General features: G+C 45.6%; 17 protein-coding genes and 1 pseudogene. 15 read left to right on the forward strand and 3 right to left on the reverse strand.

What is annotated here, in order from left to right; all coding sequences use genetic code 11:
• The first annotated feature begins 311 nt into the window (after positions 1-311).
• The 4 genes from QFZ78_RS33420 to QFZ78_RS33435 all read left to right on the forward strand — a co-directional run bounded on the left by QFZ78_RS33420 (position 312) and on the right by QFZ78_RS33435 (position 5,292).
• The gene (locus QFZ78_RS33420; RefSeq protein WP_307553692.1) at positions 312-1,286 is read left to right on the forward strand and encodes an aldo/keto reductase family protein; all 975 of its coding nucleotides are present in this window, start codon (positions 312-314) and stop codon (positions 1,284-1,286) included.
• Positions 1,287-1,647: 361 nt separating this feature from the next.
• Entirely contained in the window at positions 1,648-2,595 is a 948-nt protein-coding gene (locus tag QFZ78_RS33425) for an ABC transporter permease (RefSeq protein WP_307556010.1), read from the forward strand.
• 17 nt (positions 2,596-2,612) lie between these two features.
• Positions 2,613-3,506 (forward strand): carbohydrate ABC transporter permease, encoded by an 894-nt coding sequence (locus tag QFZ78_RS33430; RefSeq protein ID WP_307553694.1) that lies wholly within the window; start codon positions 2,613-2,615, stop codon positions 3,504-3,506.
• A 112-nt stretch (positions 3,507-3,618) separates the two neighbouring features.
• Positions 3,619-5,292, forward strand: a complete 1,674-nt coding sequence (locus QFZ78_RS33435) for a type 2 periplasmic-binding domain-containing protein (RefSeq protein WP_307553696.1) — start codon at positions 3,619-3,621, stop codon at positions 5,290-5,292.
• Positions 5,293-5,357: 65 nt separating this feature from the next.
• On the opposite strand, the gene QFZ78_RS33440 is transcribed toward QFZ78_RS33435, so the two are convergent.
• Positions 5,358-6,197, reverse strand: coding sequence for an AraC family transcriptional regulator (locus QFZ78_RS33440; RefSeq protein WP_307553698.1), 840 nt, complete (start codon positions 6,195-6,197; stop codon positions 5,358-5,360).
• Between the two features lie 289 nt (positions 6,198-6,486).
• Between QFZ78_RS33440 and QFZ78_RS33445 the strand changes: the two genes are divergently transcribed.
• From QFZ78_RS33445 to QFZ78_RS38705, 11 genes and pseudogenes are all read left to right on the forward strand, one after another.
• Positions 6,487-13,482: a putative Ig domain-containing protein gene (locus QFZ78_RS33445; protein WP_307553700.1), complete on the forward strand. Its 6,996-nt coding sequence runs from the start codon at positions 6,487-6,489 to the stop codon at positions 13,480-13,482.
• A gap of 120 nt (positions 13,483-13,602) precedes the next feature.
• Positions 13,603-13,764 (forward strand): annotated as a pseudogene (locus tag QFZ78_RS38700) (RICIN domain-containing protein); the annotation flags it as partial.
• A gap of 290 nt (positions 13,765-14,054) precedes the next feature.
• A complete protein-coding gene (locus tag QFZ78_RS33450; protein ID WP_307553702.1) occupies positions 14,055-14,186 on the forward strand; it encodes a hypothetical protein in 132 nt (43 codons plus the stop codon).
• Positions 14,187-14,243: 57 nt separating this feature from the next.
• Positions 14,244-15,533, forward strand: a complete 1,290-nt coding sequence (locus QFZ78_RS33455) for an alpha-L-fucosidase (RefSeq protein ID WP_307553704.1) — start codon at positions 14,244-14,246, stop codon at positions 15,531-15,533.
• A gap of 162 nt (positions 15,534-15,695) precedes the next feature.
• A complete protein-coding gene (locus tag QFZ78_RS33460; protein ID WP_307553706.1) occupies positions 15,696-16,043 on the forward strand; it encodes a P-loop NTPase family protein in 348 nt (115 codons plus the stop codon).
• Between the two features lie 275 nt (positions 16,044-16,318).
• Positions 16,319-17,062, forward strand: a complete 744-nt coding sequence (locus QFZ78_RS33465; RefSeq protein ID WP_307553708.1) for a response regulator transcription factor — start codon at positions 16,319-16,321, stop codon at positions 17,060-17,062.
• Positions 17,059-18,861 (forward strand): sensor histidine kinase, encoded by a 1,803-nt coding sequence (locus QFZ78_RS33470; RefSeq protein ID WP_307553709.1) that lies wholly within the window; start codon positions 17,059-17,061, stop codon positions 18,859-18,861. The genes QFZ78_RS33465 and QFZ78_RS33470 overlap by 4 nt, the downstream gene beginning before the upstream one ends.
• A 147-nt stretch (positions 18,862-19,008) precedes the next feature.
• A complete protein-coding gene (locus QFZ78_RS33475) occupies positions 19,009-19,947 on the forward strand; it encodes an ABC transporter permease (RefSeq protein WP_307553711.1) in 939 nt (312 codons plus the stop codon).
• 33 nt (positions 19,948-19,980) lie between these two features.
• Positions 19,981-20,862 (forward strand): carbohydrate ABC transporter permease, encoded by an 882-nt coding sequence (locus QFZ78_RS33480; protein ID WP_307553713.1) that lies wholly within the window; start codon positions 19,981-19,983, stop codon positions 20,860-20,862.
• Positions 20,863-20,924: 62 nt separating this feature from the next.
• A complete protein-coding gene (locus tag QFZ78_RS33485) occupies positions 20,925-22,490 on the forward strand; it encodes an ABC transporter substrate-binding protein (protein ID WP_307553715.1) in 1,566 nt (521 codons plus the stop codon).
• Positions 22,491-22,693: 203 nt separating this feature from the next.
• A complete protein-coding gene (locus tag QFZ78_RS38705) occupies positions 22,694-22,891 on the forward strand; it encodes a glycosyl hydrolase 53 family protein (protein WP_373461086.1) in 198 nt (65 codons plus the stop codon).
• Between the two features lie 75 nt (positions 22,892-22,966).
• Here the strand turns inward: QFZ78_RS38705 and QFZ78_RS33495 are convergent, their stop codons facing one another.
• Positions 22,967-24,250 (reverse strand): glycoside hydrolase family 27 protein, encoded by a 1,284-nt coding sequence (locus QFZ78_RS33495; protein ID WP_307553718.1) that lies wholly within the window; start codon positions 24,248-24,250, stop codon positions 22,967-22,969.
• Positions 24,251-24,373: 123 nt separating this feature from the next.
• Positions 24,374-25,264, reverse strand: coding sequence for an AraC family transcriptional regulator (locus QFZ78_RS33500; protein ID WP_307553720.1), 891 nt, complete (start codon positions 25,262-25,264; stop codon positions 24,374-24,376).
• Between the last annotated feature and the right edge of the window lie 362 nt (positions 25,265-25,626).

Raw genomic sequence — 25,626 nt, forward strand, 5'->3', positions numbered from 1 at the left:
GAGCGTGGCAGGAAATCCGTCGTGCGGCGGTTCAAAAAGTACATGGGCACTACTCCGAGTCAATATCGCTCCGCATACCGTAACTCGAATTCTAAACGGGAATAAGCGAGCCGGGGATCATCCTATCGGACATAGTTTCGAAGACAACAGGGCTGAAATGTGATAGTCATGGTTTATACGAACGGCAATCTTCGAATTATTTTAGCATAGATACTATAGTTAAGGTTACTTAATTAAAAAATAATGCGTACTTCCACATTTCGGAACAACGTTTTATAATAACCCTAACTTATAAGTAGAGGAGATTGGCAATGAAATACAGACGTGTAGGTGCAAGCGGTATCAAGGTTAGTGAAATCGGTCTTGGAAGTTGGTTAACTTATGGAACGGTTGCGGAACAAGAGGCTTCTGATGCATGCGTTCGTCAAGCATTCGAAAGCGGCATTAACTTTTTTGATACGTCTAATGCGTATAATAGAGGCGAAGGAGAGAAAGCGATTGGCGCTGCGCTGAAGCCGTATTCCAGATCGAGCTACGTGCTGTCTACGAAAGTGTTTTTCGCGATGGGGGAGGGACCGAACGATAGAGGCTTATCCCGAAAGCATATCATGGAGCAATGCGATGCCAGCTTGAAACGTTTAGGCACCGATTATATCGACGTTTATTTTTGCCATCGCTATGATAATCAAACGCCGTTGGAAGAAACACTACGTGCATTAAATGACCTTGTTAGCCAAGGTAAAATACTGTATGCGGCCGTAAGTGAATGGAGCGCAGCACAAATCGCGGATGCGGTTGGAATAACCAAGAGGTTGAACCTACACCCTTTTATTTCGAATCAACCGATCTATAACATGTTTGAACGTTATATTGAACGAGAGGTTATGCCGTTAAGCGAACGTGAGGGCATCGGTCAAATTGTGTTTTCACCGCTGGCGCAAGGTGTGTTGACAGGAAAGTACAAGCCGGGTCAACAGCCCCCTCAAGACAGCAGAGCGGCAAACAATGCCGTGAATGGCGTAATCAAAAGCTATTTCCGCGAGGAAGTGCTGCAATGCGTTCAAGAATTGGATAACATAGCTGGACAAGCGGGTATAACATTGTCGCAGCTTGCGCTCGCTTGGGTGCTTCGCCAGCCGGGCGTGAGTTCTGCATTGATCGGAGCAAGCCGGCCGTCACAAATTGAAGAGAACGTAAAGGCAGTGGAGGTAAAGCTGCTGCCAGATATGCTGGAAGCCATCGAAAACAGCTTACAGAAGGTAAAAGATTTTGCGCCTCTGCGATAACCGTATATGCAAGCTGACTGCCGGTCCAATGATATGGAGATTCCTATCATAGGACCGGCAGTTTCCATAATATCATCCAAAATTACCCACTCTTCAAGTTCAAAAGGAAGGTGGTTTTTTTTTGCATAAGTGGTCTCATAGGTGACAAATTGCCTATTGTGAAGTATTAGTATAAACGTAATTTAGTTATATAGTTAATAAAACTCTTCTATTTTTATTGTGGTATCAGTCATTTATAATATAGTTATAAAGTAATTTTGTATTAAATGAATTTTGCGATCAAATGTTTCTTGGAGAGAAGCAATCAGCTGTGAATTTTGAAAACGCTTATTATATAGGGGGGAGAACATCTTTGGAATCTATGGTAGTCAGTGATTCAAAAAAGCTGCAGAAGACAACATCGAGAAATACGATCTATAAGAAAATAATGAGGCATTGGCAATTTTATTTACTTATTTTGCTGCCCTTAAGTCTACTAATTACTTTTAAATATGTTCCGATGTATGGGGCGACATTGGCATTTAAGGATTTTAACGTTATAAAAGGAATTATTGGAAGCCCGTGGGTCGGATTGAAGCACTTTCAATATTTTTTTGAAGGCCCTTACTTCTGGCTTATCTTAAAGAATACTTTAGGTATAAGCATTTATGGTCTGCTTGTCGGGTTTCCGCTTCCAATTTTGTTTGCGCTTGCATTAAATGAGGTCGGCAGTGCATTTTTCAAAAGGTTCGTGCAGTTGGTAACGTACGCACCTCATTTCATTTCAACGGTTATCGTTGTTTCGATGATGTCGTTGCTGCTTAGCCCTCAAGTAGGTGTTATTAACAATATTTTGGAGTCCTTTGGTTTTGAAAAGATTAACTTCATGGGAGATCCCGCTTATTTTAAGTCCCTCTATGTCTGGTCGGATGTATGGCAGAATGTCGGTTATGGCACAATTATTTATCTTGCGGCACTCGCAGGAATCGACCCTACGCTTTATGAGGCGGCCAAAATGGACGGGGCATCGAGATGGAAGAAAATCATCCATATCGATCTTCCGGGGATATTTCCTACAGCCATTATTTTATTGATTCTTAGTCTCGGCAATATGATGTCAGTCGGTTTTGAAAAGATATATTTGATGCAAAATCCGATGAATGCGGATTCATCCGAAATCATCGCAACTTATGTATATAAAGTCGGTTTGCTTAATGCGAATATCAGTTATGCAACAGCCGTAGGTCTATTCAATTCCGTAGTCAATTTAATCCTTCTGATCAGTGTTAATGCATTGGCCAAGAGGATTACTAATAACAGCTTGTGGTAAGGGAGGGAGGTTTATTCATGCTGACGAAGAGATCAATAAAAGAATCGCCCGGCGATAGGATGCTGCTTGCAGTCATCTATGCTTGTTTAACAATAGGTATGTTGGTTGTCCTTTACCCATTGATTTATATCCTTAGTGCATCATTTAGCAGCCCCTTTGCGGTGGTTTCCGGTAAGGTGTGGCTGTATCCGGTTGATTTTACGCTTATTGGCTATGAGACCGTATTTAAAAATGCGCAAGTCCTTGTAGGGTACGGAAATTCATTGTTATATGCAACAATCGGTACGCTGGTTTCTCTCACGGTGACCATTATGATGGCTTACCCGCTTTCGCGCAAGACCTTCTACGGACGCAATGTGTTGATGTTTATACTAACCTTCACCATGCTGTTCGGGGGTGGATTAATACCTTTATATTTAGTTGTGAAGAACTTGCATCTCATCGATTCCAGATGGTCTCTTATCCTCCCGCAAGCAATAGGCGTCTTTCAAATTATCATCGCAAGGACATTTTTCCAAAACACGATTCCCGATGAATTGGTTGACGCAGCCGAAATGGACGGATGCAGCGACGTGGGTTTCCTGATTCGTGTTGTTCTTCCTCTTTCCAAACCTATTATTGCCGTTATGGTACTGCTCTTTGCAGTAGGACAATGGAACGCTTACTTTGACGCATTGCTATATATAAAGAGTTCTGAATTATACCCGTTGCAGCTGGTTCTTCGAAATATATTGCTTCTCAATACTTCTGAGAATCCCACAGATATTTCGGAAACGCTCAGAAGGCAAGGACTCGCGGAGCTTATGAAATATTCCTTGATCGTCGTCTCCAGCCTGCCGGTTCTTATCCTGTATCCGTTCGTTCAGAAGCATTTTGTACAAGGGGTCATGATTGGCTCGCTGAAGGGATGATCCGTCAGGGAGAATTCGTAAGGAGGTGAGTGCATTTTTAATAACAGCTAATCGTGGAGCTAGCTAATAAATTGAGTTTAACTGTTTTTTAAATCAATAAGGAGGGCTACACGTGAAAAAAACAATGATTTGGGGACTTAGTATACTACTTCTTGCAGGTACGGTGTTGGCAGGCTGCTCAACAAATAACGCTGGCAGCAATAACAACGCTGGAAGCACGAATAATCCGTCAGCCTCCGCTGATGCGAATAAAAGTCCTGTAGCACTTAAGGCTTTTATGATCGGCGATCCAGAACTGGACATGAATGCGAACAAATTCACGCAAGAGATGAATGAAAAGCTGAATGTAAAATTGAATATTCAGATTAACTCGAATGAAACGGCTAAAGAGAAGAGGCAGCTTGCTCTTACGAGCGGGGATTATCCAGACATTTTCCTTTTGAACTGGTCCGATGTCATTACCCCTTCGGAGCTGATGAAATTGGGATCACAAGGCGTACTTCTTCCATTAAACGAGCTCATTGACAAGTATGGACCCAATATTAAAAAACGAATGGAAGAAATCCCTAATTACAAAAGTATTACAGCACCAGACGGAAATATTTACGGGTTGCCGGCAATCAATGAATGCTACCATTGCAGTTTCGGCTCCAAGATGTGGGTGAATACGGAATGGTTGAAAAAAGTCGGAATGGAAATGCCGAAAACAACGGAAGATTTTAAGAAAATGCTCGTAGCTTTTAAAGAGACAGATTTGAACGGCAATGGGAAAAAGGATGAGATACCTCTAAGCGGAGCTGTCGGAAACCCTGTAGCCAGTGTTTTGATGAACGCTTTTATTAATGATGATTCTGGCACACATTGCAACAATGCTCCTTGTTATTTTATATCAAAAGACGGTAAAGCAGAATTTACTGCAAACAAGCCGGAGTTTAAAGCCGGCCTTGAATATATAGCTTCGCTTTACGCGGAAGGCTTGATCGATCCGGGTGCCTTCTCGCAAAACGGGCCTGCATATAAGCAGGTTGTCAACCGGGATGGAATCGCGACAACAGGCGTCGCTATAGGGCTTCATCCCTACGTTTTCTTTGATCCCAATAACCCGATTCACCTGCAATATGAGGCAATTCCTCCACTGAAAGGACCGTCCGGTGTTCAAACGACAGGGTATGGTGGGGGCAAAAACCTTGGGGGCGCCAACTTTGCAATATCGAATAAGGCAAACAAAGAACAACAAATAGCTGCCATTAAGCTTGCCGACTATTTGGTGACGGATGAGGGTACAATTCGGGCAACCCATGGGGAAAAAGGCGTTAACTGGACGGAAGGAACCGCTTCCGATCTCGATCTGAACGGAAAACCTGCAAAATACAAGCCAATTGTGCTTCCATTAGGTGAAACACGTAAGCATAACAATGCTTGGAGCGAGGTTGGTCCTTTTGTTAAGACGAAAGATTTCAGAGCGTCTTGGGCAGCAGATCAAGATATCAAAGCGAAAGCGGGATATGAACTGAGATTGTTCAAGGCGACCCAGCTTTATGACGGATTCCAGCCAAAAGAATCGTTCCCGGGCAACATGTTTATTGATCCGGCGGCTGTCGAGGAATACACCATGCTTCTCACAAATATCAATAAATATGTAGATGAAAATAAGGTTAAATTCATTACCGGAAACAAAAAGTTTGCATCTGATTGGGATGCCTATATAGAAGGCTTTAATAAATTGAAATTAGATCGTTATTTGGAAATTACTCAAAAAGCGATGGACAGTACAAAGAAGAAATAAATAATTGGTTAAGCTGCATCTAACCGCTTAGTCTCCATAACGGAAACTAAGCGGTTTTCTCATTTTTACTTGAAATGATTATTTCGGAAATCGCTCGGAGTAACACCTTCCATCTCCATAAAAATTTTGTTGAAATAACTTACGCTGGGATAACCGGAATCTATGGCGATTTCTTTGATTTGAATATGCGGGTCGCTGAGCAGCATTTTTTTGCTCTTTTGGATTCTACATTTTGTGATATAGGCGATCGGTGTCATTTTCGTTATTTTTTTGAATAGACTGCAGAAATAATTTGGCGTTAGTTTCACTTTGTCCGCCCACTCATCCAGGGTAAATGGGAGGTGTGCTTTTTCTTGCATAATCGGAAGGAGATGAATGATTCGATCCACGTTATGTGCCCCCCTCTTTTTGGAAAAAGGAATGGCATTACACATAAATTCAACCAGTACTGAATAGGTCAGTGCGGATATTTTGGATGGTCGCAAGAAGTCATTCTCTTCAATTTCTTCAAGCAAGTCGAGATAGGCTTGTTCCAACATTCCGATATCATTCATAAACCATACAGACGACTCGTGAAAGCCGCCTTCCAGCAAATAGTCAGGCAGTTTACTGCCGTTAAACTGCATCCAGTAAATTTCCCAACGGTCATCTTCGGATGGGTAGTAGCGCATTTTCTGAAAAGGAGTATGAAGGAAGACATCTCCTTGTTTTAATGTGTAAACAGTATCATCCAATTCCATATATCCCTTACCGCCTACTATAAAGTGCAAACTGAAATCTCTTACACCTTCTTCGCGATGGACATTATGTTCTTCAGGCTGTGTGTACTTCCCGACGGAATGCGGGAAGCAAAAAAAGTTAAACTCGGCGAAATTGGGCAAATAAAAGTGACGGTACATAGGCATAGAACCACTCCTATCGAATTTAGTTATATAAATTATGAAGGCTTTTTTTTTAATTGTAATATCAGTGATTTCAAATAACAATAGAGAGTATATGGGTAGTAAATCGTAATATTGTTTCATACAGTATCAAATTATGTTATTTAATTCCATATCCGATGAACGTATAATGAATTATGGATGCAAATTCTATTTGGAAAGGGGCATCGAAAATTATTTCATTCCTTTTAAAATAAAGGATGAAAACGCTTTAATGGAAGTTGGTCATTTATTTAATAATAGGAGGAAAACAATGAGTAAAGGTTTATTCAAGCAACTCGGAAGTACCACCAATCATGTTAAGAAAGTTTTATCAGTCGGTCTAATAGTTACATTGTTTTTACAGATTACAGCTCCTATTCCAGCATTAGCGGAAGAATTGAATACGACGCATTCAGCAGCTAGTGAAGCTGCGGTTGCGAATGAGAATGGTTATTTGGATAAGCTTATATTCGGTGATGCTGCATCTGAAAGCGCACACCAGTTCAAAGGAGATTTTACAACCGCAATCACCGGACTTATCGGCGAATCCGCCCGGGTATCGAATCCGCGTGTTCCGGCCGAAGGACAGGGTGGGGATTTAACGTTTACGATAAAGGTCGATCCTTACCTTCGAAACTATTTCACCATGAAGTTCTCGGGAGATGAAGGGTCGAATGGCAATAGTGTGGTCAATATTAACGGCGAGCAGGTCGGTTATGTCAGGCACGGCGATTATGAAGCAATTAATAAGGGCTGGATTTTGCCCAATCGCTTCTACTATAACACGATCATGCTTCCACTTGAATCTACAGTGGGCAAAGAGACGGTTGAAATCACGATTAAAACGTTGAATGTATGGGGCAAAGTGGAGACCGCTTCAAGAGGCTATTATAATGCTTACACGCATACGCAGGCCTACTTGAATGTAGATGGAGAAACGCAGGGCAGCAAATTGAAGCAGGATCAGACGCCGGATTCCATTCTTGCACCGGATAAGACGGATGCGGAGAAGCTCGCTTTGATTAACGCGTATACGCAAGGACAAATCGATAAGTTCAACAATTACTCAGCCAAAATCGATGCAGGGGCGGGTGGCAAATTATCGATCATCCGCTATCAGGACGAGCTCAAATATTATGCGACTGTACTGAAGCAGGAATGGTCGCCTGCCAATACGCCACAATTAAAAAAGGCGGCGATTGAGCGTATTTTCAAAACGATTGACAATCATGTAAAGGATTACTATGGCAATACGAGACTGGTGCTGCGAGGAGGACATCAGGGTGACTGGGGCGGCTATTACGGGGCGCTTGGCGAAGCTCTGTATATTGTCGAGAACCTCATTAAAGACGATTCTATCTATGGTGAAGCTGCGTTTAATGCTTTCCTGGATCAACAGCTTGTTACGGGAACCGTTGCAGGAGAGTTCTCGCTTGCAGGCGTGGACTGGAACGGCGGCGATTTAACGCGACGCGAAGCGTGGGAACGGGCGTTAAAAGCGAACTTCGACTTTGCTCGCGCAAGGCTATCCTACATTTACAATCAGGTCGTCTACACGTATGAAGGCGCGTGGGAGGCTCATGAAGGGCTTCGCCTGATCGGCTCGCGATTCTACGAAGGCAAAGAGCGCAGCCATGAGATTTTACTTGAAGCACTGGGAGCCAAACCGTTCCTGGGCGAAGAAGTGCTGGTCGGCCCGAATGATGAAGAACTGGATTTGTACCATTCCCTGTTCTATCACGATGGGCAAGCGGTATTTACGGATGATTTTGTCCAAATTGTGGGGAAAGGATTTGCCAAGAGCAAGCTGGATTCGGAAGGCAAGGTTGTCAGACGGCTGCCGTACGGCAAGCATTACACCGGCATATCTGAGGCAGGTCTTACAAGGGAAAATACCTATGTCGCCAATTACGGAGAGGCAAGCAACTACCTTAAGAGTTATTTTTATAAAACGTTAGACCACGCCGGCGACGAGGAAGTAAATGACGAAATCTTGAAATTGGCGTTGAAAACTTTGCACGCGCGCGGATATGTCCGTTATACGGATTTGGATAACAACGGAAAGAGAATTATGAGAGCGGAGCAAGTAACGGACGAACGAAATCAGGGTATGCCAGGATTTTATGCTTATGGTGTGAGAGTGGCATCTCAAATGGCGTTGCAGTATGCAGCCCTGGAAATGACGATGGCTAAAAACGAACAAAGATACAGCGGCCCGGAGTGGGATGAGTACTGGCTGTATGCGAAAGAAGCAGTCGGATATTTGCAGCAGCAGCTTGCGGATCACCAGTTTTTCAATAATGGCTTTGGGAACACGGGATCGATGAGCGCAGTCGATTATTTGCTGGAGGATGCCTACCAATACGTTACGGCAGATCGTGCCGAATACAGCCGGTTCGGCAGTGTTGCGGCTGGGGTTGTCCTTCCACAAACCGATTTCGATTATTATAAGCCGGAGGAAATTGCCGAGCTCGGAGTAAACCCGGATAACTATGAGCGTTTCGCATGGGTCGATATCGATAATATGTATATTTCACTCAGAGATGGCGACTTCCGTATGTTCGGTTCGTTGTATGAACGCAACCGGGGTGCGGTAAGCAACGGGCGCATTCGTGTTATGAACGACAACTATGACCATAACGTGCAAATCGCCACCAATAACATCTTCCAATATGAAGACTATAATATGCGGTCGGCTAATATCGACGTCGATTACATGTCCGATCAGGCAGGGAACGTGAGCGGCGCACCTCAAGCACTGGCTGGAGAAATTGCTCCGATGGCTTATCAGCCGGGTGTAGGCACAGTCAATCGCGATAATTACGAGGCGGATAACCCTTACTCAGGCTACACGGATTTGATGACGACAAGATATGGGAAATACTTCGTCCTGTTCAATACAACACGCGACGAGTATGGCAACAAAAAGTCGTTCGATGTTGAATTGCCAGCTGATTATACCGGAAGCGAGATACTCGACCTGGTGACAGGAACGAGTGTACCGATTGTGAACGGGAAAGTGACCATTGCCCCTAAATCCGCGATGGTGTTGAAATTGACATCGGATATTGAGGTTGCTCCGAAACCGTTCCACGTTGACTTCGCCAATGCGCTTGTAGGCAACGGTTATGTCGGCATCTCCTGGAAAACGACGTCTGGCGGTCAGTCCTATACCATTAAACGCTCAGAAACGGAGAACGGCGATTATGTGACAATTGCGACAGGAGTAACCGGCAATTATTTCAAAGATCTGACAGTTCAGAACGGGAAAGTGTACTACTATAAAGTGGCTGCGGTTAACAAAAACGGTGCAGGCTGGGATTCCTGGCGCGCCAAGGTTGATTTATCGGTACCGGTCTCCGGTAATGCCGATACAGCATGGCGGGATGACCGCTTAAGCACAACGGCTGGCTCTGCTGCGATCAATAGCGCTTCTATTGCAATCGATGGTGCAGGTGGTACCGGTTTGGGCATAGGTGATGACTATCATATTTACAAACGGTATATCAATGATTCTTTACATTTTGTCAGTCAAGTTGCAGCCGGCAGCAGTTCCATAAGTGCGAAAATCGATAGTCAATCTGGAGAAGCGAGTGGCATTATGATGCGTGATCAGCTCGCTGCCAATAGCCGTTACATTTATTTCGGCGCTGATCAGGACGGGAATCTCGTCTTGCAAAACCGTACTAGGATATCCTTCCATCAATCGTCCAACCAGGTGGCAAGCCCGTTAAATGCGAGGATTAATGGGTACATGGTGGCAGAGTATCCATACATTAAATTGGCGCGTGATCATGATTCGCAGTTTGTGTATGCTTTTGTATCCAAGGACGGAGTAGAATGGAACTTTGTTGCGAAGATGTTCACCGTATTGACGTATGCATATTATATCGGCGTTGCGGCTTCCGACCAGGCGCAGTTCAATGAGGTAACCGTAACGGAAACATCTCAAGGTACCATTTCGCCTTTCATTGTAAAAGTGAAGGACCAAGTTACAGTTAACTGGAATAAACCGAAACAAGCTTCTTGGTTCAATCTGTATAGCACCAAGGATGAGGCAGCCAGCTTGACCGATCCGGTATTTAAACCAGGTACAATGGAATTGGCAGACGGTTCTCCTTGGACGGAGGTTCTCACGGGTACGAGAGAGACTTCATTCAAAGAAGCAAGCCTAAAATACGGTAGTGTCCATTATAAGGTTATAGCCGTTCATGGAGACGGTACAGCAGGGCCTTTCTCGGCAACTGCTTCAGCTTACGCGGATTCCATTGCATTCGTTTTAGCAGATGCTGAGAACCTTCCGGCAAAAGATTATACGAAGATGAGCTTCTACCTGTTCCACAAAGAATTGGATCGAATCAAAGCGGAGATGGCTAAACCCGGTTTTGATGAGGAACAGTTGATTAATGAAATTCACGATGCCCATCAACTGCTTGTTTCGTTCAGAACGCTCCTCACGAAAGTCGAGGTGCAGCCATCTATGGTCAGGGCATCTGAGAAAGGCTGGAATAACGACAATATCTCTGAAGCGCAAAATGGATGGTTTATTTTCGATGGAATCCTGACTAATATTACCCATACCAGATCAGCTGTAAGCTGGGTTGATATAGACTTTGGCGCAGGCAATGAAAAAGTGGTTGATACTTTCCGCTACCTACCAAGGGAAGGTAGTAACACCCTGCTCGATCGTGCCAATAGAACCGTATTTAAAGGCTCAAATGATAAAGTGAATTGGACAGATCTGCACAAGATTAGCGGCGTGACACAATTCAAATGGTATTCCGGCATCAATACGGAGTCGACGCCATACCGTTATATCCGTATCTATGATGATCATAACGGTTTCGTGAACTTTACAGAAGTAGAGTTCCTGGAGAGAGGCATTGACAAGACGCTGCTCGCCTACTTGCTGGATGAATCGACGGCAGCTATTGATACTAACGTATACACTGCAGCAAGCTTGCAGTCTCTCGAAGAGGCAGCGTCTGCAGCCAATTTAGCAGCTGATAATGCCAACGCAAAGCAGGATGATATTGATACGGCGGCAGCCAATCTGTTGACGGCGCTGAAAGGATTGGTTTATATTCCGGGAATACCGGTGATTAGTGCCATTGGCAATAAAACCGTCATTGCGGGAAATAAACTTACGTTTAATGTTCATGCGACGAATGCAGTAACTGATGTTGTATACGGAGTTATCGGCTTGCCTGAGGGATCAACCTTCCATGCGGATACCCGAACCTTTGAATGGACGCCAAGTAAGGAACAGGGCGGCGAATATTCCGTAACCTTCACCGCAACAGCCGGTGAATTGACTTCCTCGCGGGATGTCAGGATTACCGTAAAAGGTCAGCCGATTATTTCCCCAGATGCAACTGTGGAACTGACAGCGAAACAACCGTTCACTTATCAGGTACCTGCAACTGATCCTACGGGCGAGTCTCTGATTTACAGTGCCGTAAATTTGCCTGCGGGTGCGGTATTGGGTACGTCAAACGGCGTTCTCGCATGGACTCCGACCCAAGCGGATTATGGCAGTAACCCTGTAACCCTTACGGTCAACAACGGCAATTTTACGGTTAGCCAGATCGTGGACTTCAAAGTAAATCTGAATATCGTTTCGCCAGTAACTTACACCAAGGGCAGCTATTACCTCTACCTCAAAGAAGTAAAGAGGATTGAAGGGGCAATGAAAACAACGGGAGCTAATATGGAGCAGCTTGCAGCTGAGCTTGATCAGGCTGAACTGTTGCTGGTGTCCGCAAGTACCCTCCCTGCGGAAAAGATCACCTTGACATCTTCGATGGTTGTATCCTCCCACCGGTCATGGGACAAAAAATATGACGCTGCACAAAATGGATGGCGTGCCTTTGACGGCAATACGACTACATCTCCCGATACCGAGTTTAATCCTGGTTGGATTCTCGTTGACTTGGGTACAGGAAATGAAAAATTAATTGGAAGTGTCAAATTCATTCCGAGAACTAATTTTCAAGCTCGTATGAACGGAGCGCTCATTCAAGGCTCTAACGATGGAACAAACTTCGTAGATCTGTATACCATCAGCGGTATCACCCAGAATCAATGGTATACGATGGCGATTCCAAACACGACGAACTATCGTTATTATCGCTATTACTCTTCTAATGGAAACGCCAATGTAGCCGAACTCGAGTTTTATAAGAAGGTTATAGACAGAACCTTGTTGGATGTCTTGAAAGCCGAAGTTAATGTGATGGATGAGAATCAGTATTCAGAGGAGAAGTGGCAGGCTCTCAAAACCGCAATCGATAACGCCAACGCCTTGCCGAACACAGCGAATCAGGGGACCATTGATGCAGCAACTGCAGATATCATTAGCGCGCTCGAGGCGCTGAATTCGATTCCGGTCTTCACACCAATCCCAGCTATGACGACGGAATCAGGCACCAGTGTTACGTTTTCCGTCTATGCGGTAGACAAGGATGGGGACGCGTTAACCTACAGTTCGAATCATTTACCGCTTGGGGCGTCCTTCGTTTCTCAACAATTTGCCTGGACGCCGCAAATACCTGGCAGCTATGGCATAACATTCGCCGTGTATGATGCAAGAGGAGCAACGGCGAACATGACGGTCGATATTCAAGTTGTTGATACGATTGCGCCGACAACGACGGACGATGCTCAGCAAGGCTGGGCCAATCATGACGTAATGGTCAATCTGGCTGCTAGTGATAGCGGATCCGGAGTTGCAGCAACTTATTACACGTTGAATGGCGGCATTGAGCAGATGGGAACGACGGTCAACGTCACAAAGGAAGGTACACATTCCCTCGTCTATTGGAGCGTGGATAACGCTGGCAATGTAGAAGGGGCACACACAGTCACGATCCAGATCGATAAAACAGCGCCGGAATTGAATGTCGTGTTAGATAAGACCGAGCTTTGGCCTCCGAATCATAGTCTTGTAACGGTTACTGCACAGGTATATGGAAACGATAGCCTATCCGGGATCGATTCGATCGTTCTGACCTCGATAACCAGCAATGAACCAGATCAAGGTACGAGTGCCGAAGATCAACCGAACGATATTCAAAATGCCGAATATGGCACCTTGGATTCATCATACATCCTAAGAGCGGAACGATCGGAGCAAGGTACCGGACGTACTTATACCATTACGTACACGGCAACCGACAAGGTCGGCAACGTAACCGTCAAGATGATCACGGTAACCGTTCCACATGACCATCAGGCAAGAAGTAACATGTATCTGGAGAAGAAATGATCGAAGGCCCCCAATCATAGAACTGTAGCTTGGGGGCTTATTTCTTTCAACGATCATATCAGTAATTGGGAAATGCGGTAACCGAAGGGTCCGACTTATTTAGGCAGCAACAATCAGCAGTGGAAGATTACAGACTTAGGTACCGGCAGCTATAAAATCGAAGCCCCTCATAGCACGAAAGCGCTGGAGGTAACCGGCGGTACGCTGGCCGAAGATGCCCAGGTTAAGCAATGGGGTTTTGTAGGCGGCGGCAATCAGCAGTGGCAATTAATTAAACAATAAGTCAGGAACCAATTTGGCATTTATGACAGCAAAATAAAGAGGCTATCCATTTTTCGTCTGGAACGGGGATAGCCTCTTTAGTCTTGTTATTTTACTCATATTGAACCGATTTCAACTGCTGGTGATGACCATCCACACATATAAGGATTTCTAAATATAAACGTAATTTAGTTATATAAATTGTAGGAAGGTGTTATTTTTAATGTGATATAAGTACTCTATAATATTGGTATAAAGTAATTTTGTTTTAAATACTACTAGAACTGGAGAGTGCATCATGAACGGATGAAATGGAATGGGTGAACGACGGCTTCAATACGACAAGAAGTAAGATGGGAAAATATATTCGATTCGTAGCGCTTTCCGGTTTTAACGGTGACCAATGCGCTTCTACCGTTGAAATCGATATTCAAACCGAATAGATCTCCAAATATACGAATGCATAGAAGTTTTCACATACTTGAAGGGAGTTTTGAACAATGTCCATAAAAAAATTGAATGATGCAGAGCTTGCATCCATGTTGAAAAGCAGTATTCGGCTTAAAAGCCAGGACGGTATTGAAGCGCCTGGGCTTAACCTAAGCGATGAAGATATGAAATGGTGGCGGGATGCGAAACTCGGTTTTTTCTGCCATTGGGGACTTTACTCCATACTTGGGCGTGGTGAATGGGCCATGTTCAACGAAAAAATTCCCGTAGAAGAATACGCGAAGCTGGCCGATCAGTTTCAACCGCAAAAATTTAATGCGGAAGAATGGGCGAGCCTGGCGCAAGAAGCAGGTATGCGATATTCGGTCATGGTAACACGCCATCATGACGGCTTTGCGCTATGGGACAGTCCGGGAAGCTACGGACAATTCAATAGCATGAATACCGCTGCAAAACACGACTTTGTAAAAGAATATACGGACGCCTTTCGTAAGGCCGGACTCCGTACCGGATTGTATTATTCGCCCATGGACTGGAGATTTCCGGGCTATTTCAAACCGAAGGAGCTGGCAGAAAATGCAGCCCTGATGAAAAGACAAACCTATGAGCAGATAGAAGAGCTTACCACGCGATACGGAACAATCGATATTCTCTGGTATGATGGAGGCTGGTTGGCACATTCCGGATCGGATGCAGATGCGGCATGGTTCTGGGAACCGATCCAATTAAATGAAATGGTAAGGAGCAATCAGCCGAAATGCGTTATTAATCCGCGGTCCGGCTGGATTGGCAATTTTCAATGCGACGAAGGCCCTCACGACATTAATGGAGACATCGTTCCAATCGATTGGGAAAAAAATTTCACAATCGCTTATCATTGGTCATATGAGCCTCAAGAACGGGTATTGCCGATCGAGAAAATCATAAAAATAATGATCGATTGTTTTGTCCGCGGCGGAAATGTGCTGCTCAATGTTGCCCCTAATCCGGATGGGGAAATACCTGCAAGCCAAAAAGAGCGATTAAAGCAAATCGGTGCGTTCATGCGGAAAAACGGCGAAGCGATTTATGGAACTCGGCCAGGACCACTTCAGCCTGTTGATCATATTTATGGCATGACCAGCAAGGGAAACAACCTTTATTTACATGTACAGGATATGCTTGCTTTTGATAACCTGTTATTACCGGCGCTTCAGCAAAAAATCGAGCGGTGCCAATTGCTTGACGGAAGCACGGTTCCTTTCGTACAGCATGAGCAAGGGATTTCAATTCAAGTACCTAAAGAAAAATGGGAACCGATTGACACCGTCATTCAATTGGTTATAGAGACATCAGACTGATTGGCATCAATCTTTTACGGATACAGGTATAGCCGGTGAGGAAATCTACTTTGCCTTAAGTAAGGGGAATGATCCGTTGCATTGGCTGGAATTAAATGGCGGCCATCCGGTACTTACTTCTAGCAACGAATCTTAAGACACACGGAAATGGCGATTGGCATCGTGCAGTTGCGAAAGGCAGCGGATCATGGGGCGTATGTACTGGATGGGAAGGCAATTAATCAGCTGAAGGATGCACAGTTGGCTGAAATAAGGAATCGGAAGATCGGATTTGTTTTTCAAAGCTTCAATTTGCTGCCACGGTTAAATGCGTATGAAAATGTGGAGCTGCCGCTCATTTATCGCGGAATGAGCAAAAAAGAGCGGTATCCGCTTGTCATGCATGAGATTTTAAAGCGATTGAATGAGCAGGGCAGGACGATTGTTTTGATAACGCATGATCTGGCGATTGCTCAGCAAGCGATGCGGGTTGTGCATTTTCGGGATGGGCGATTGTGTGAGGTTGGATAGGTGGGAAAGGAACCGGGACTCCGATGGAGTGCCGGTTTGTTATTTTTATACTTAGGGCATTATATTCCCGTGGTAGTTGCCACAAATGTGCCCCCTTTTACCGTTAATTGGTATTGAACTAACGAACGAGGAACGATAGTTTGTTTGCTAAATGAACTGGCCATATACGTTAAATATGCCATAATCGTAGTATGGTATAATATAGGCATGTAGTTTCACAAAAATTGGTTTGAAAGCGCAATCATTATGTTGGATATCATAGAGGGGGGAATTGCGTGAACTTGTTATTGGTCGACGATGAATGGTTTACGAGAGAAGGCATCCTGGATAATCTTCCTTGGCGGCAGCTTGGAATTGAGCGAGTTGTACAGGCGGATGATGGCGTACATGCGCTGGAGGCGGCAGAACGCCTTCGCCCGGACATTCTGCTCACAGATGTCCGTATGCCCCGCATGAACGGGACCGATTTGGCTTATCGGATCCGCGAGCTTTATCCGGATTGCCATATCATTTTTATGAGCGGGTATACGGATAAAGAATATTTCAAAGCAGCCATTCGTGTATCCGCCTCCGGGTATGTGGAGAAACCGATCAACATTGACGAATTGCGGTCGGAGGTCGAGAAAGCTGCGTTGAGGTGCGGCAAGAACAGACGTCAGGCGATTAAAGTACTTCCGGATGATGTGCATGTTCAGAACAGGGCCGTTACGGATATATTGGCGTTTATTCACGATCGCTACAAGGACGTCGAATTAAGTCTGGATCAAATATCGAGGCATATGTTTCTTTCGCCTTCGCATATTTGCGTCATTTTTAAAGAAGAAACGGGAATGACAGTGGGCGGTTACATTGTTCGTTACCGGATTGCGAAAGCGATGGAGATGTTGAAGGACAGCCGCATGAAGATCAAGGATGTGGCTCTAAAGTCAGGTTACCATGACAGTAATTACTTCACTAAAATTTTCAAAAAAATAACCGGTTCCACGCCGCAAGAATTTCAGGAGAAGATCAGGGGATGAAAACCGTCAACCGTATGATCTACCGGTTCCTGTACGACATCTCGCTGCGGAAGAAGCTGCTGCTGTCCTATTTGCTTCTCCTGCTGCTGCCGCTTACCGCTCTTACTTACTACTCCTATGAAAAAATCACGAGGATCATCTACGATCGGACCATTTTTTCGGCTGAGCAAAGCTTCAACCAGACACATGAATACTTGTCCTACAAGATGTACCGTGTGCTCAAGACATCCGATCAAATAGCAATGGATTCCACCATCAAGCGTATTATGGGGCGAAATTTGTCCGATTACCGTATCATCGATCAGATTCAAGATATGTACGACCTTACTCGGTATGCCGACTCGTATCGCGATCCGGAGGATATTCTGAAAGTGCGGTTTTACGTACAGAACGGGACGATTTATTCGCAGGAGAATGTGAACATGTTCAGCCTCGAAGACGTCCGAAATACGGATTGGTATCAAAAGCTGATGACCAGCAGCGAGAAGGTAGTCGGCTTTCCGTCTTCCTATACCAACGATTCGGAAAAAAACACGACAGATATTTTATCACTTGGGCGCAAAATGATCAGTGAAAGCAATTACAAAATCATACTGGGCGTATTTCGAATCGATATAAGCAAGGGCATGGTCGACACCATACTGGCGAGGGCGAATACGGTTCGGGATAGCTATACCTATTTAAGCAACCAGGATGGCCTCCTGGTGGCGAGCTCGAATGGAATGACGGCGGGAGAACGCGATTATGCCGTATCTGCAGTGCCAGATAGCGGCAAAAACGGAGTTTCGACGGTCAAGCTTGATACCGGTACCGTTTATTATTTAACCCGAATGATTCCCGGTACGGATTGGCAGATGATTACGATCATCCCGGAAAGCTCCATCATCAGGGAAGTCGGAGGCCTTCGTACGGAGATCATCATGGTACTTCTCGTCCTGAGTACAGTCGCGTATGCATTTGCCACGTATTTATCCGTTTCGGTGACCCGGCGTCTATCCCGTCTGGTGCTGCGGATGAAACAAATACAGGACGGACGGTTGGATCCTGTTAACCTGAGACGGGGCAAGGATGAGGTCGGAGAGCTGACTGAGAACTATAACTTTATGCTAAAACGGATTACAACGCTGCTTGAAGAACAATACACGCTCGGACAGGAGCTCAAAAGCGCGGAACTGAAGGCCCTTCAATCGCAAATCAATCCTCATTTTTTATACAATACGTTGGACCTGATCAACTGGCTTAGCTTGAAAAATCGGATCGCGGAAGTGTCCTCCGTCACTTCCGCGCTGGCAAACTTCTACAAATCGAGTCTGAACAAAGGCAGCGATATTTCAACGATTGAGAACGAACTGAGGCATATCTCCTCCTATGTGCAGATCCAGAACTTTCGATTCCTGAACAGTATCCGTCTTGAGGTTCAGGTAGACGAGTGTGTGCTACCTTACATGATTCCCAAAATTACGCTGCAACCGCTCGTGGAGAACGCGATTATACACGGTATTCTGGAAAAGCCGGATAAGACTGGGACGATTGCGATCGAAGGAAGTCTGGAGCACGGCTATATAGTCCTAGTCATTCGCGACAATGGACTTGGCATGCCGTCCCATCGGTTGGAACAAATCGCCATGAAACATGACGGGGACAAGGGCAGCCAGTACGCAATCCGCAACATCAATGAGAGACTTAGATTGCTATACGGGGAAGCGCATCGGCTGTCTTACGAGAGCGAGAGGGGCGAGGGAACTTGCGTTACCCTGAAAATACCCGCCCGCAAGCACAATGATGCCGAGGCAGGATGAAGTCACGCAAAAGCGCTTGATCGATTTTTGATCAAGCGCTTTCATTTTCAATAATATTGTTCTGCAAAACGAAAAACATTACGATATCCAGCATAACAGACAGTTGGTATATTGCTTATAGCGGATCTTTTGAACGGAGGGAGAACAATGAAACAAACCGCCGCTGTGAAAAAAAACGGGTTCATGAAAGATCTAATCAAAACGAGGACGATGTGGTTCATGCTACTTCCGACCTTACTGCACGTCATTGTCTTTGCCTATATTCCGATGGTCGGGGTCGTAATGGCGTTCAAGCAGTACCGGTACACCGACGGAATTCTAGGAAGTCCATGGGTCGGGCTCGACAATTTCAAGTTTCTGTTCTTGTCGGGACAAGCGTTCCTGATTACGAAGAACACGCTGATTTATAATTTGCTATTTCTGGTCGTCGGCACATTCATGCAAATTACGTTAGCCATCTTCCTTAGTGAAATTGCCGGCAAATATTTCAAGAAAGTAACGCAGTCGTTGATGTTTCTTCCATACTTTATTTCCTGGGTCATCGTCGGTTCCATTGCGTATAACCTGTTCACCTACGAATACGGCGCTCTCAATGCGATGCTCGGGTGGTTTGGGATGAAGCCTCTGGACGTCTACAATAATCCGTCGTACTGGCCGTTTATTCTCGTCTTCTTTAATGCTTGGAAAACGGTCGGTTACGGCATGGTCATTTATTTGGCCTCCATCATTTCAATCGACGGCGAAATCAATCAGGCGGCCGAAATCGACGGCGCCAACATCTTTCAGCGAATTCGTTACGTGACCCTGCCGAGTATCCTGCCTACGATCATCATTCTGGTTCTGCTGGCTGTGGGCGGCATATTTCGTGGAGATTTCGGATTGTTCTACCAGCTCATTGGCGATAACGGGCTGCTGCGCGATTCGACCGACATTATCGATACGTTCGTCTTCCGATCCCTGACACAAACGTCCGAAATCGGAATGGCCGCAGCGGCAGGCTTCTACCAGTCGATCATGTGCTTCATCATGATCATCTTCATGAACGATATCGTCAAGCGGCTGGAGAAAGACTACGCGTTATTCTAATCAGCAGTCGTACGGGAGAAGGGAGTACCGATCATGAGAAAGACATGGGATAAAAGAATTTTCGATGCGATAGGATACGTTTCGGTTACCGGATTCGCCCTGGTTTGTCTGATTCCGTTTTTGCTAGTACTCGGTTCGTCATTTACGAGCGAGGAATACATTCTTCGGAACGGATATACGTTCTTTCCGGTTGAATTTTCGTGGGAGGGTTACGCGCTGGCGCTCAAAGAACCGACAGCGATTATTAACGCATACATGGTAACGATCTTCGTAACTGTCGTAGGTACGGTCATCTCCGTCTTTCTATGCGCCATGACGGGTTATGTTATTCAACGCAGAGATTTCCGTTGGCGGGGCGGCGTCTCATTCTTTCTGTTTTTCACGACGCTGTTCAGCGGCGGGCTTGTTCCTTGGTACATCCTTTGCGTACAGTATCTGGGGTTCAAAAACTCGATTATGGCGCTGATCATACCGGGATTGATTTCGGTTTGGCATATTTTGATAGTCAAAGGGTTTATGGCCGGAATTCCGTACGAAATAACGGAATCGGCGAAAATCGATGGGGCCGGCGATTTTCGCATCTTTGTCTCTTGCGTTCTACCCGTCGCGAAGCCGGTCGTCGCAACCATCGGGCTATTTACCGCGCTGGGCTATTGGAACGATTGGTTTACGACGATGCTGTTTATCAGTAACGAGAAATTGTTCACACTTCAATACTTCTTGTACCGTCTCTTATCCAGCGTGCAGGCGCTTCGCTCCGTGATGGAAAAATCCGGAATCGTCATCGATACGATGCCGGTCGAGTCGATGAAGATGGCGTTGACTGTCATCGTGACGGGACCGATCATCTTCCTGTATCCGTTCGTGCAGAAATACTTTGTCAAAGGGTTGACGATAGGAGCAGTCAAAGGGTAATCCCAGGAAACTGGTTGCCATAAACTTTAGTCTTGCGGAATCCAAGGGAGGTTGCAACATTCATGAAGAAATTATTGTTTAGCAAGGTCGGCCGCATGATGCTGGCGTCGGTTTTTGCGCTGTCGCTTCTGGCGGGCTGCAGCAGCGACGGCGGGACGAAGCCGGTCGAATCGCCTAAGGCGTCTACGGATGTGAAGCAAGAACCGGCCAAACTGGAACCGGCGAATCTAAAGATGGTTCTGCTTGGCGACAAGCCGAAAGGAACCGGGCTCGATACCGTGCTTCAAGAGCTCAACAAGAAGATCAAGACGGACTTGAACGCGACATTAACGATCGAATATTTGCCTTGGAGCGATTGGACGCAAAAATATTCGCTTCTGCTCTCCTCCGGTGAACCGATCGATCTAATGTATACGTCACTATGGGCGTACTACGTGCAAGAGGCCACCAAGGGCGCTTTCGTTGAAGTAACAGAAGATATCCTCAAGAAATATATGCCGCTAACGTGGGCAACGCAGGATAAGGTTTCGTTCGAGCAGACGAAGCTGAACGGCAAAATGTATTTCGTGACGAAAAACACCGCTGCCTATACCGGAGAGCAGGCGGTTGTCATCCGTGGCGACCTGCGGGAGAAGCACGGCATTCCACCGCTTCAATCCATCGCAGACCTCGAGAAATATTTTGACGCTGTGGTCAAGAATGAGAAGGGCATTTTCCCTTATGCGGCTGCAACCGACAACGATGGATTTCGCGGTCTGATTCAGGATCAAGCGAATAAGATCATTCCGGCGACATCGGCCGGAGACTTCAGCTATACCTATACAAAGACGCCAAAAATGGAAGACATGATCTATACGTGGGATTCACCGGCTTATGTTGCTTTTGCAAAGAAGATGAAGGATTGGGCGAATAAAGGATACTGGTCGCGGAACGCGCTCTCCAATAAGACGCTGCCGGGCACCGCGTTCGAGAATGGTACCTCGGCTTCGCACATCCATAATATCGGAACGGTGAACAATTCCGCCGCCAAAGTGGCAAAGGAACATCCCGAATGGAAGCCTGAAATTTACGACCTGACACCGGACAGCATCAAACGTTTAGGCTTGTATACGAATGACGGCATGGCGGTTCCGGCATCGTCCAAGAACAAGGAGCGCGCGTTTATGCTGCTCGACAAGCTGAAGAACGATAGATCTTACTTCGATCTTTTCCAGTACGGGATTCAAGGCAAGCACTGGGAGCCGGTTGGCGACAAAGGGTGGAAGAGCGGACCGGAAGGCGATCAATATATCGCTGGCGGCGCTTGGGGCTTCGGCAACAAAGAACTGAAAAGGACGAAAGAAGGGGCTTACCCGGTCGAAGCCGAGTTCGAGAAGAAATGGAACCCGGTATTGGTCCATCCGGCTACAGAAACGTTCGTGTTCGATGAGTCGAATATCAAGAACGAGATGGCCGCGCTGACGACCGTTCGTACGAAGTATAAGGCGATGCTCAGTCTCGGCATGGCGGAAGACGTTGACAAGACGATCTCCGAGTTCAAGGATCAAGCCAAGAAGGCGGGGTTAGACAAGATTGAGGCGGAATTCCGCAAACAAATGCAAGCGTTCCTGGAAAAGAACAACAAATAAAGCAGGGTAAAGGTCTTCCCCTCAAGGGGAGGACCTTTACCCTGAATAAGTGCAAGAGGGAACGGATCATTCCGAGGATGGAAGGGGTAGTATCATGTTTATTAAGGGCGCTGACGTTTCGAATTTGCCGTTTATCGAAAAGCACGGAGGCTGTTTCCGCGACGGAGGAGTGCCGAAGGATGGCCTGCAGCTGATGAAAGAGTATGTCGGTCGTTGTGGATGTGCCGGGGGGCAAAGGGCTGGGCGTCTTTTATTGGGAACCGGACTGGTTCTCACACCGGACTTTCGAGAGGAAGCCGAAAGGCGGAAACAATTGGGAGAATCAGGCACTATTCGATTTTGACGGCAATGCGCTGGAAGGTTGGAAGGCATTTAGGGAGTTTTCGCGTAAAGGGTCATGAATCCGAAGCAAGGGAATAGCCTACTTCCTTAGATTAGTAGGAAATAGGCTATTCGTTTAGGAGTAACTTACTCCATTACTTCTCCAACCGTACAAGAATGACTCCATGAGGTGGAACAGTGGCTGATAGGATGTCATGAATGGAGCCGAGCTCTTTCCCTGTCCATAACTCTTTGCCGTGGACTTGCCCTTTGAGGCCAAATTGGCTCAGAGAAACAGAAATGTCGACTATCGTTTCATCCGTATTGAACAGGGCAACATAGTGTTCTCCCTGGTCTCCCTCCGCTGCCCATACAATCTTATTCTGCTCTCGAGAAACTTGTCTTGCTTTGGAACTGTTACGATGCATGGCGAGTACATCGCGATTGGTGAGGAGTGAATGCGTCCACTCATCGTTATCTCGAAGTTCACCGCCAAACATGAGTGGCGAACGGAAGATGCTCCATAGCGTCATCATCGTTAACTGCTCATCGCGAGTAAACCTGGTCCACCTGTCAGCTGCACCACCATCGACCGAACGAATACCTATATGGCCTAGAGGCAGCATGTCGCAATCCGGCCAGTTACCTGGGGCTGGGCGTCCTTGCCATTTATAACAACGGTCAAACATATCGAGTAGAAGCGGCCATAAATCCCAGAAATCATCCGTCACCCGCCACATGTTTGCTTGAGATTCGAAGAAATCTGCATATTCTACTGGAGCTGGACCTGGGGATAAGCTCAATACCATAGGTCTTCCACAGCGGTCGATTGCATTGCGGATTAGTTGGATTTCTGGCTGGTGGGTATCATAAAGCCTCGAAGCGCCAATATCATCAACCTTGATAAAATCGACGCCCCACTCTGCGTAAAGCTCAAAAAGGGAATCGTAATACGCTTGCGCACCTTCTTTGGTAGCATTGACACCGTACATATCCGTGTTCCAAGGGCAAATGGAGTTCGTATGTGCGATATCGCGTGCAGTGGCATTAGATCCTTTGATTGGTGTGTTGTTATGAACAGCTTGCCTTGGAATACCTCGCATGATGTGGATTCCGAACTTAAGACCAAGACTGTGCACATAATCGGAAAGCGGCCGAAATCCCATGCCGCCTGCAGCGGAAGGGAAACGATTGACTGCGGGAACAAGCCGTGAATATTCATCCATTTCTAGTGGAACAAAAGGACGGTAAAGCGAAGAGACAGCACCAGGTTCGTACCATTGGATATCGACAACTATGTATTCCCAACCGAATGACTTGAGATGTTCGGCCATGTATTCGGCATTCCCCCGAATCTCTGCCTCTTTAACCGCAGCCCCATAGCAATCCCAACTATTCCATCCCATCGGCGGCGTGACTGCAAACGCTTCTTTCGTCATCCTATTTTTCCTCCTCGAAGTTACTAGATCGATTAAATTGCTTTCTCGATATAATAGTAGCCTCCATAAATAGAGAATTCTATAGTAATATAATTTGATTTATGGTATTAAATTGCTGTTTCATTAATTAAAGAAAAGACGGTTATAAAGCAAGCTTTCGTGGCCTGAGCGAAAAGCTCCAGGTGTCAGTTTCGTTAATCGGCGGAACACTTTAATGAAATAACTGCCGCTAGAATACCCGATCTGCTGGGCGATATGCTCGATGCTATCGTCTGTCTGCCGTAAAAGTTCCATCGCTCGTTCCGTTCGGATGCGATTTAAATAATCGTTAGGGGTCATACCGACCACAGCTGCAAATGTACGAAGAAAGTGGTATTTCGAAATGTGCAGATCTTCTGCGAGCATATCTAGAGAGATCATACTGGCGTAATGATTTTCGATGTAAATGACGGCCAATTTGATTTTCTCCGGCCAGCTCTCCCGATTGCGCTGGTTGGAAGACGAATACCGGCAAAGCTCTGAAATAAACTGATAGACATAAGATGAAGCCAAGTACGGATCAGAGATTCGACCTGCTTTGGCCTCCATGAAGATGTCGCGCAAAAGTCGGATCGGTGAACTTCCAAAAGGCAGGAGCGGTGTGCTGCCGATTCTCTTTTTGGCCTCCATCCAATTAGGAAGGATAAGATCTGGCCTAATTAATAAAAAATAGAACTCCCATGGCTCAGTATCGGATGCATAGAAATACCGGTGATCTCCAGGGATTTCAACGAGAAAGGCTCTTCCAGCACCTATTTGTTCTGTTTGTTGTTCAGATTCGAGTACACCTTCACCCTCTACCGTATATTGGAAAAGGAGAAGGGGGCCGTCCGTCCTCGTAAGACCGTCCCAAAAATAAGAAGAACTATGAACGCGCTCATGGCCGACCGCGAAGAGACTGCACATGGCTAACTGTGGTGATCCCGAGAAACGGAATCCATAGGTGCCATAGTTAGCATTAGCTTCGATTACCATTAAACAACAACTCCTGTGTGTATAGAGATCAATGGTGTCATTGATGTCATTAACGTCAATTGTAGCATGAGAACTATCTATTGATCGATCGTTGATATTGTCCCGAATACTTCCTGGATACATAGAATCGAGAGAATGTGTAGTAAATGGGTAATTATCAAAAATAGGAGAATATACCTATGAGGATATACTTGAGGATTACTTTAATTTATAGTATTATTAATAATTAATAGTTATATTAATTATTAATTTTTCTGTAATTTGTAAGCGCTTTATGACCTACAAGTAAATCGGACAATAGGAGGGATTCATAGTTTTAAAGAGTATTAGATGTGTATTTATTTTTTTTTCAAAGAGAGAGG

Source organism: Paenibacillus sp. V4I5, assembly GCF_030817255.1.
Classification (GTDB): domain Bacteria; phylum Bacillota; class Bacilli; order Paenibacillales; family NBRC-103111; genus Paenibacillus_E.